The following is a 6,828-nucleotide window of genomic DNA, read 5'->3' as shown; positions in this document are numbered from 1 at the left end:
CACCAGCGCTGTGAAAATCTATGTGGCCGGCCACCGTGGCATGGTGGGGGGCGCCATCCTGCGCCGTTTGCAGGCGCGCCGCGCGGCCGGAGACGACATCCAGCTGATCACTCGGACCAGCGCCGAGCTGGATCTGACCGATCAGGCCATGGTGCAGGCATTTTTTGCCGCAGAACGCCCCGATCAGGTGGTGCTGGCGGCGGCCAAAGTGGGCGGCATCCATGCCAATAACACCTATCCGGCGGATTTCATTTATGAAAACCTGATGATCGAATGCAATGTGATCCATGCCGCCCATCAGCATGGGGTTGAGCGGCTGTTGCAGCTGGGATCCAGCTGCATCTATCCCAAACATGCCCCCCAGCCGATGGCCGAAGCGGCGCTGCTGACGGATCGGCTGGAGGCCACCAATGAGCCCTATGCCATTGCCAAGATCGCGGGCATCAAGCTCTGCGAAAGTTACAACCGCCAATATGGTCGCGACTACCGCTCGGTGATGCCGACCAATCTTTATGGGCCGGGCGACAATTTCCACCCCGAAAACAGCCATGTTCTGCCGGCGCTCATTCGCCGTTTTGATGCGGCGGTGCGGGCGGGCGAGGATCATGTGACGATCTGGGGCACCGGCACGCCGCGGCGCGAATTCCTGCATGTGGATGACATGGCGGCGGCCTCGCTGTTTGTGCTGGATCTGGACCCGGCGACCTACCAGCGCGAAACCAGCCCGATGCTGAGCCATATCAACGTCGGCTGCGGGCAGGATATCTCGATCCTGGAGCTGGCCGAGATGGTGGCCGGGGTGGTGGGCTTTGACGGCGAGATCCGGACCAACCCGGAGCAGCCCGACGGCACCCCGCGCAAGCTGATGGATGTCTCGCGGCTGGCCCGGCTGGGCTGGCAGGCCGAGATTGCGCTGCGCGACGGGATTGCCCAGACCTATGCGTGGTATCTGCAGCAGGATCCGGAGCGGTTGCGCAGCAAATGACCAGCCCGCTGGCCATCGCCGCAAAAAAGGCCCAGAAAAGACAGGGAGATGGCCTGAAAAATGGGCAGACATTTGCCTCAAACAGGTCAGACTAAGACCCGCAGACCGGTCGGAAAGGGACAGCTCATGATCACCCCCATTCTTCTGTGCGGCGGCTCGGGCACACGGCTGTGGCCGCTGTCGCGCAAAAGCTACCCAAAGCAATTTGTGCCCCTGGTCGGGGAGACCACGCTGTTTCAGGCCTCCGCCCTGCGCCTGTCGGGCGAGGGGTTTGCGGCTCCGATGGTGCTGACCAATTCCGATTTCCGCTTCATTGTCACCGAACAGCTGGCGGAGGCGGGCATTGATCCGGGCGCCATCCTGATCGAACCGGCGGGACGCAACACCGCGCCTGCGGTGCTGGCGGCGGCCCTCTGGCTGCGGGCGCGCGATCCTGACGGGCTGATGCTGGTGGCGCCCTCGGATCATGTGGTGCCCGATGCGGCGGCCTTTCGTGCGGCGGTGGCGGCGGCGGAACCGGCGGCGCGGGCAGGCCAGCTGGTCACCTTCGGGATCAAACCGGACCGGGCCGAGACCGGCTATGGCTATCTCGAACTGGATGGCGATCCCGGTGATTTCAGCCCCAAGGTGATCGGCCTGAAACGCTTTGTCGAGAAACCGGATCTGGCCACCGCCGAGGATATGCTGGCCTCCGGTCAGTTCCTGTGGAACGCAGGCATCTTCCTGTTCTCGGTGAAGGCGATCATCGCCGCCTTTGAGACCCATGCGCCGGATCTGATGGCGCCGGTGCAGGGCGCCGTGGAGCAGGGGGAGCCGGATCTGGGCTTTCTGCGGTTGGACCCGGACGCCTGGGACGGGGCCGCGGATATCTCCATCGACTATGCGGTGATGGAGCGGGCAGAGAATCTCGCCGTGGTGCCCTATGCGGGCGGCTGGTCCGATCTGGGGGGCTGGGATGCGGTCTGGCGCGAAAGCGGGCCGGATGGCGATGGCATTGTCACCCAGGGCCGCGCCACCGCCATTGAGTGCAGCAACAGCCTGCTGCGCTCGGAGGATGACGGGCTGGAGGTTGTCGGCATCGGGCTGAAAGACGTGATTGCCGTGGCAATGCCCGATGCGGTGCTTGTTGCGCATGCCTCCCGCGCGCAGGACGTCAAACAGGCGGTCAGCGCGCTGAAGGCGAAATCCGCCCGCCAGGCCGAGGCCTTCCCCAAGGATCACCGGCCCTGGGGCTGGTTTGAGAGCCTGGTGGTGGGCGAACGGTTCCAGGTGAAACGCATCCATGTCCACCCCGGCGCGGCGCTCAGCCTGCAGAGCCATCACCACCGTTCGGAACATTGGATCGTGGTCGAAGGCACCGCCAAGGTGACGGTGGATGACAGGGTACAGCTGGTGAGCGAAAACCAGTCGGTCTATATTCCCCTGGGCGCGGTGCACCGGATGGAGAACCCCGGCAAGGTGCCGATGGTCCTCATCGAGGTGCAGACCGGCAGCTATCTCGGCGAGGATGACATCATCCGCTACGAGGATATCTACGCCCGCAAGTGACAACCGCCTGCCCTGGCTAACGGATCAGCCATTCCTCCAGCCCTTCGGCGGGGGTGTCCTGGCTGGCGGGCAGGGCGCGCAGGCGGATCCAGCGGGGATCGGTGGGCTGGCCTGTGCGCAGGCGCAGCCGGCCCAGAAGCCCGACCATGGCCCATTCCGCACGTTCGGCGCGGCTGCGATAGGGGCGGGTGGGGTCATAGGCCGGGTTGAGGCAGGGCGCGCCGCCGGCATCGCGCAGCATGGCGCCAAAGCCATCGCGCAGGCTGCGACCCTGCCAGCGCCCGCCGTCGTCATTGCCGAGGATCGACGGGGTTGTGGAAATCACCCCGATCGGCGTCTCGCCGGGGCTTGCGGCGCGGATCCGGTCACCCGCCATCACCACCGCGAGGCCGCGCCGGTCTTCTCCGTCCGGGTTGCCATCCTCCCATTCGAAGAATTCCGCATAATCCGCGCCACCGCCGGTCCAGGCGCCATCGCAATAGCCATTGCCATTCTGGGCCAGGCGGAACATCGCGCCGCTGCCATCGCCGGCGGTCAGATAATCCTGCGAACTGCCCGTCGCGGTGAGCGCCAGAAGCGTGCTGTCATCGCCGCTGATCTCCAGACGGGCACCGGGATCATAGGTGCCAAAGCCGGCACGTCCATTGGCGGATTTCAGCACCATGGCGGCCTCCCAATTGCTGCCATCGGGAGAGAGTTTCACGGTGAAATCGGTATTGCCCGCCAGCCCCATCTCGGCATGGCCTGTCCAGTTCGACTGAAACAGCAGGCTGGCGGTATCGCTGCCCGAGGCCTTGTTGATCTTCAGCTGATGGCCGCCGCCATCATGGCTGAGCAGGCTGGCGGGGCTGCGCAGGGACAGGCGGTTGGTGGCATCGGCATCGGTGGCAATGCCCAGCCGGTCGAGCCGGTCGCCGCTCAGCGGCGGCAGCTGCCATTGGGTGCCATCCCAGACCCGCAGCGCCTGATCCGCCGGCACCCAGGCGCGCCAGCCGGGCTGCGGCGTCAGGAACTGCCAGGCGGCATCCTGCCAGATCGCCAGCCGCCCGCCCTGACCGGCCCAGGCATCGGCCGGGCTGTCGGCCAGCCCATAGGCCGCACCTTCGGCCGGGTTTGCGGGCGGGGTGGTGGCGTCAATGGCCTCCAGCTGCAGCTGCACCAGCGCATCCAGCATGCGCAGCGCCTCGTTATGGGTCACATGTTTCTGCGCCTGGGCGGGCATCAGGTAGGGCAGGGCAAGAAGAGGGGTGGTCTGGGGCAGGGTGTCTGGGGTGATGTCTGGCATTCTGGCGGCTCCTGATCGCGGGGATGGCGCCAGAATGCCCCAGTCGGATCACCCGGCCCCTAAGGGGGCGCGCGCCCGCTCTGCAACACCCCTTTTGCGGGGGGGCGACTGTTTCCTCCGCGCCTGACCGTGGGGATTGTCTTCAATATGTAAACAATAGCCGCGTTTCTGCCCCATTCCCGTCCGCTCTGCCGCCGCCTCTCCCCGTGAGGCTGATCCTGCCCCCGGAAATGCAACTCCGGCGGGTCTGGTGATCAGGTAGCGCGGGAGCAACACAGATGGATCTACGATTTGCAGGACGGTTCGGAGCCAATGATCTGCTGCTGGACAGCGATCTGCGCGATCTGGAAATCCATCAGGGCGCCAATGGCGCGGTGCAGCTGTTTGCGGTCAGCGGGCTGAATGGCGGCATTGCCAGCTACAGCCTGGGAGGCGGCACGCCGGTTCTGCGCGATACGGTCTATCATCGCGCGCTGGGGCTGGCGGGGGGCGAGGCGACCCTGGCCGAGATCGGCGGCGAGACGCGTTTGCTGGTCGAGGGCAGCACCCGCAGCGCCCTGGCGTTTCATCAGATCGGCGGCAATGGCCAGCTGTCGGCGCAGCAGCAGGACAGCCTGCCGGGGGCGGGGGCTGCGGGGCTGGACGCCACGGTGGTTGGCAGCCTGGGCAGCGGGGGATCGGTGGTCTACGGGCTGGCCAATGGTCGGCTGAGCGGCTGGCAGCTGGGGGCGGGCGGCGCGGAGGTGGCCAAGGCGGGCGGCGCGGCGGCCTATGACCGCCCCGGCGCGGTGGCGCTGGAGCTGGCGGATCTGGGCGGCGGCGCGCAGCTGCTGCTGTTGGCGGATCGCATGGAGCAGGGGGTGCAGAGCTACCGGGTGGATCCCGACAATGGCGCGCTGAGCGTGGCGGACAGTCTGGGGGCGGCGGATGGGCTGGGTCTGGCGGAACCCACCGCGCTGGAGAGCTTCACCGCCTTTGGCAGCCGCTGGGCGGTGGTTGCGGCGGCGGGCAGCGGTTCGCTCAGCCTGATTGCGCTGGGGCGCGATGGTCAGATGAGCCTGCGCGATCATGTGCTGGACACCGCCGCCACCCGTTTTGGCGGGGTCACCGCGCTGGAGGTGGTCGAGGTCGCCGGCGAGATGCTGGTGCTGGCGGCGGGCAGCGACGACGGGCTGGCGCTGTTTCGGATCCTGCCGGAGGGCCAGCTGGTGCATGTCACGAGCCTCGCCCATGCCAGCAATGCCGGCGAGGCCGGGCTGGGGCTGGAGAATGTCACCGCGCTGGCGGCGGCGGTGGTGGGGGGGGACCTGCAGATCTTTGCCAGCTCCGGCACGGCCGAGGGGCTGTCGCAGTTCACCCTGCCGCTGGCAGAGCTGGGCGATGTGATCACCACTGTCGGCGGCCGGATCAGCGGCACCGGCGCGGCGGATGTGCTGGCGGGCGGCATCGGTGCAGTGCTGAGCGGCGGCGCGGGGGCGGATGTCTTCGTGCTGCGCCCGGCCGAGGAGGGGCGCAGGGGCAGCCTGCGCATCAGTGATTTCGAGACCGGGCAGGACAGTCTGGATCTGTCGGGGTTTGACGGGCTGCGCAGCCTGGATGGGCTGCAGATCCGCAGCCGCAGCGATGGCGCCGTGATCACCCATCAGGCAGCGGATGGCAGCCGCACCGAGGTTGTGGTGCAAAGCGCCGATGGCGGCAGTCTGGATGCGGCGGATCTTTTTGCCGGGGGGTTTGTCTTTGCCGACCGGATGCTGCCCCCCGCAGAGGCACCGGATCCGATGCGCTATGGCAGCGGCGGCGCCGACCGGATTGCTGCGCGCAGCGTCGGCGATCAGATCAACGGGCTGGGGGGCAATGACACGCTGCTGGGTGGCGACGGGCGCGACAGTCTCTGGGGCGATGCGGGCCATGACCGGCTGCTGGGCGGTCAGGGCGGCGACCGTTTGCGCGGCGAGGCGGGCAATGACGTGCTGCTGGGGCAGGGCGCGCGCGATCTTCTGGTGGGCGGGGCCGGCCGTGACACGCTGGATGGCGGACGCGGCGGCGACCGGCTGCTGGGCGGATCCGATGCGGATCTGCTGCGCGGCGGCGGCCAGAACGACCTGTTGCGCGGCGGTGCCCAGGGCGACCGGCTGCTGGGCCAGAGCGGCCGGGACAAGCTGTTTGGCCAGAAGGGCAATGACACGCTGGATGGCGGCGGCGGCAATGATCTTCTGGTGGGCGGCCAGGGTGCCGATGTCTTTGTCTTTGGGGCGGGCCACGGCAGCGACAGGATCCGCGATTTCACGCAAGGAGTGGATGTGATCCACCTTGGACGTCTGGCGCGGGCGGGCATCGCCGAGGATCTGGGGGATCTGCGCCTGCAGCAGCAGGGCGAGGATACGCTGATCCAGACCGGGGCGGGGGAGATCCTGCTGCTCGATCAGATCGCCGCAGACCTGACGGCGGATGACTTTATCTTCTGATCCGCTATCGGCTGTCGGAAATAGGCAGAGGGCCGCTCCAAGAGCAGGTTCCCGGACGTGCCCGGAACCTGCTCAGAGCTTGACGGGCCGGGCCCTCAGAACAGGATATCATCCGCCCTGAGATCCTCGAACGCGGTGTTCTGCAGGGTCAGGGACCAGCCGTTGTCATCCCGGATCACCAGATCGGCGTTGCGGATCTCGAGGTGATCCTCGCGCAGATCGGCAAAATCCAGCACCCCGGTGGCGGCGGACATGTCGATGCGATCTTCGGCCTGAAAATCAATCACCACATCGGCCCCTTGCGAAAACACAAAGACATCGGCGCCCTGGCCTCCTGCCATGCGGTCATTGCCCTCGCCGCCCTCCAGCCTGTCCTGCCCGGCGCCGCCTTTCAGCGTGTCACGCCCGGCGTTGCCGACCAGCGTATTGGCGGCCTCATTGCCGATCAGCAGGTCATCACCAGCCCCGCCCCAGGCGTCCTCGATCAGGTTGACGGTGCGCCCGTCTACCTGGACCGCGGCGGCCATGGCGACATTGTTCTCAAG

5 protein-coding genes are annotated in these 6,828 nt (G+C 67.2%); 3 read left to right on the top strand and 2 right to left on the bottom strand.

Going from position 1 to position 6,828, the window contains the following annotated elements; genetic code table 11:
• Both fcl and VXL81_RS08540 read left to right on the top strand, forming a co-directional pair.
• Positions 1-985, top strand: a 985-nt coding sequence (gene fcl / locus VXL81_RS08545) for a GDP-L-fucose synthase (protein WP_416549205.1), incomplete at its 5' end; no start/stop codon positions are given.
• 126 nt (positions 986-1,111) lie between these two features.
• Entirely contained in the window at positions 1,112-2,533 is a 1,422-nt protein-coding gene (locus VXL81_RS08540; protein WP_416541041.1) for a mannose-1-phosphate guanylyltransferase/mannose-6-phosphate isomerase, read from the top strand.
• A gap of 16 nt (positions 2,534-2,549) precedes the next feature.
• On the opposite strand, the gene VXL81_RS08535 is transcribed toward VXL81_RS08540, so the two are convergent.
• A complete protein-coding gene (locus VXL81_RS08535) occupies positions 2,550-3,818 on the bottom strand; it encodes a DUF2793 domain-containing protein (protein WP_416553790.1) in 1,269 nt (422 codons plus the stop codon).
• Positions 3,819-4,096: 278 nt separating this feature from the next.
• Between VXL81_RS08535 and VXL81_RS08530 the strand changes: the two genes are divergently transcribed.
• Positions 4,097-6,283 (top strand): calcium-binding protein, encoded by a 2,187-nt coding sequence (locus tag VXL81_RS08530; RefSeq protein ID WP_416553788.1) that lies wholly within the window; start codon positions 4,097-4,099, stop codon positions 6,281-6,283.
• A gap of 95 nt (positions 6,284-6,378) precedes the next feature.
• On the opposite strand, the gene VXL81_RS08525 is transcribed toward VXL81_RS08530, so the two are convergent.
• Positions 6,379-6,828, bottom strand: a 450-nt coding sequence (locus tag VXL81_RS08525; RefSeq protein WP_416553786.1) for a M10 family metallopeptidase C-terminal domain-containing protein, incomplete at its 5' end; no start/stop codon positions are given.

Source organism: Phaeobacter sp. JH204B, assembly GCF_048055755.1.
GTDB classification, from domain to species: Bacteria; Pseudomonadota; Alphaproteobacteria; order Rhodobacterales; family Rhodobacteraceae; genus Phaeobacter; species Phaeobacter bryozoorum.
The sequence above is the reverse complement of the archived record's forward strand: the minus strand, read 5'-3'. Positions and strand labels throughout refer to the sequence as shown.